Below are 3,125 nucleotides of genomic sequence, written 5' to 3'. Positions count from 1 at the left end.
GGCTGGCCGCCTGAGAGGTAGCGGCCAGCCCCGCCCCCATCACGCCCCCCATTACAGCAGCGGCTCCCCCAAGCCACTGACGGCGCGTCGATGAAGGCGAAACGGTATAGGTCATGATGTCAGAACCCAAAGACCAGACGGCCGGCATAGGTGCCATTGGCGACCGAGGGCTGGCCTTGCGGGCCGGTCAGGTCGGCGGCTTGGAACTTGGCGCCCATGGCCGGGATAGCGCTCATGAAGCCGATATCGGCATTGGGGAATTCCACCGTCGTCGTCGGGAAGTCCTCCGGCTTCTTGCCGATCTGCACGAAGGGTGCACCGTCGCTAATGATCGTCAGGTTACCCTGCCCGCCGCTCAGTTTCACCCAGCGCGGGTCGGCGAAATAGCCCGCCGTGTCGGGGCGCAGCGCCCCCTTGGTGGTCTTTGACGCGATATCCCACACCCCAAGCACCGGGCCGCGCAGGCGGTTCTGCCACACCGGCGTCGGCCCGCGCAGCAGACCGCGCACCGTCGTCACATCGCCCAATGGCTTGTCGAAGCCGACCCCGTGATAGAGCATCGGCCCGTTGAGGCTATAGCCATAGTCGAGGCTCAGGGTGCCGTCTTCGCGCAGCGTCCAGCGCACGCTATCGAGCCCGCCCGCATTTGGCGCGTCCAGCCACGCCACGGCCTTACCCGTCTGCGCGTCCTTGCCCGCACCGGTCGTAACCGTCACCGCGCCTTTCTCAGGCAGGGCATAGCGCGCGGCCTCAAAGCCCAGCTTGACCGAGACCACCTTCGGCGTCTGACGCACTCCGGCGAGATTGGAAATCCGGATCGCCTTCACCGGCTGCGGCGCGAAACTGTAGGTCAGGCCGTCGCGCGGCAGAACCCGCCCGCCATCGTACACTTGTTTCCAGGTCCTGCCGTCCGGCGATACCTCCAGCTTGAAACTGGCCCAGCCGTCGGTTTCGACCGTTCCAAGATCAATCGTCGCGCTGTTGGCCATGGCCGGGGCGTCGAAGCTGTAGACGCCATTGCCCGCATCCGTCGGCACGGTCCACACCGGTTCGGCCTTGTCCTTCGGCCGCGCCAGCACCAGACGCGGCCCGTTCGACAGGGTCTGTATCTTGCCGTTATGGCTGACGCTGGTCAGCAAACCCGTCGCCGGATCGAAGCTGGCCGTCACCTTGCCCGCCACGAGACGGATCGTTGTGTCCGTGCGCTCGACCTTCGGCGTGCCGATGCGGCTGCCCGCCACGTCGGCGGCTTTGGCGACGGTCGGCCACACCCACGTCAGAAGCGTCGCGTCGCCCTTGACCGCCGTCAGGCGCAGGGCATCGGCCTGTTGCCAGCCCTTACCAAGCGGCACGATCAGTTCACCCGCGCCATGCGGCGCCACGACCGGGCCGGTCAGTGTGCCGCTCGACAGTACCTTTGCCGCCGTCGTTTTGGCGTCAGGCCCGGCGAAGCGCACCCACTCCCATTTGAAGGTGACGTCCGACAGGCTTGTAAAATCGTAGCCGTTACGCACCTTCAGCGCGCCAGTGAAACCGGCATCGAGCACCGGCGCGTCGATCTGTACCGGCGACCAGATATCGCGGATCGTTTCGACGCTCGGTTCCTTTTCGTGGTGCGGCCCGACGATACCGTCCGGCGCATAGGCGGCATAGTTATCGATGCGCCCGTTCTGATCGGTACGGACCACGCCCTCGTCGGCCAGCACCCACAGGAACCCTCCAGCACCGTTTTTCGACGCCGTCATGGCCTTCCAGTAGTCGTCGAGGCCCGACCCGTGGCCGCCGTCGAACAGGCCATGCAGGAACTCGGTCGGCATGACCAGCATCTTGCCGTTCAGGCGCGTCATCAGGTCGGGATAGCGCGGATAGTGTTTCGTATCGATGCCGCCGAACGGGGCCCACGGATGGATAACGGGCCGTGCCTGCGGGTCGTAGAGCGTGAAATCGGCATCAAGCTCCGTATTCCAGCCGCCTTCGTTGCCGTTCGACCAGATCAGAATCGAGGGGTGATTGACGTCACGCTCGACCAGAGACCGCACCAGCTTGCGCCCGTTCTCGGTGTCGTGCGCCTTCTGCCAGCCGGACAGTTCATCGATGACGTAAAGGCCCAACTCGTCGGCGGCCTCAAGAAACGCCTTGTCCGGCGCGTAGTGCGCCACGCGCATAGCATTCATGTTCATCGACTTGATCAGGCGCGCGTCCTCATAGGCCTGTTCGCGCGTGATCGCCCGGCCCGTTTCTGGACGGAAGGTGTGGCGGACCACGCCCTTCATCATGACGCGCTGACCGTTGACATAGAGCCCGTCGCCTTCGCGGATCTCAAAGGTACGGAAGCCGAAGCGCTCACGCACCGTATGCACGGCGGTGTCACCCGCATAGAGCGTCACATCCAGATAGTAGAGATTAGGTGTCTCCGCCGTCCATAAGGCGGGCTTATCGACGTGGCCGCTCAGGCGCACCTTGCCCGCGCCACCGGCCGGAAGGGCGACCGAAAAGGGCGCGCCCACGGCCTTGCCATCCAGTGACACGACCTGTCCCACGACCTTGGTCACCGTCTTGGGCGCACGCAGGGCGATATCGGCGATGATGTCGCCATCGGCCTGCCCGTCCAGCGCCACATGCGCGATGGCCTCAAGCGGCGTCGCCTCCAGCCACACCGGGCGATAAATGCCGCCGAACGCCCAGTAGTCGCCGTGGCGCTCGGCGATATCCGTCGCGGTGTTGGCCGAGGCCTCGCTGACCTCGACCTCAAGCGTGTTGGCCTCGCCGACCTTGACAAACCTGGTGATGTCGTAGCTGAAGCGGTTAAAACCGCCCTGATGCACCGCGCCCACCACGGTACCGTTCACCTTGACCTGCGTGTCGGTCATCACACCGTCGAAAACGATGCGGACGTTTTTGTCTTTCCAATCGGCGGGCACGGTGAAGCTACGGGTATAGACGCCCTTGTCAGAAGCGCGCGGCCCTTTGTCGTAGCCATACTGATAGTGACCGAAGCCCTGCGTCTGCCAGTTCGATGGCACAGCGATCTTAGAGGCCTGCCCCGCCTTCATACCGCCGCTGACCGTGAAATCCCACGAAACCGCATCGTCCGGCCCGTTGCCTGACAACATCAGCGTGTCGGT

At 64.6% G+C, this 3,125-nt stretch carries 1 protein-coding gene; it reads right to left on the bottom strand.

Going from position 1 to position 3,125, the window contains the following annotated elements; genetic code table 11:
• Positions 1–119 precede the first annotated feature (119 nt).
• The coding region (locus PQU92_RS18695) for a glycoside hydrolase family 2 TIM barrel-domain containing protein (protein ID WP_272749812.1) at positions 120–3,125 on the bottom strand (3,006 nt) is incomplete at its 5' end.

Source organism: Asticcacaulis aquaticus, from assembly GCF_028550415.1.
Lineage (GTDB): Bacteria > Pseudomonadota > Alphaproteobacteria > Caulobacterales > Caulobacteraceae > Asticcacaulis > Asticcacaulis aquaticus.
This window is presented reverse-complemented; position numbering and strand designations above follow the sequence as displayed.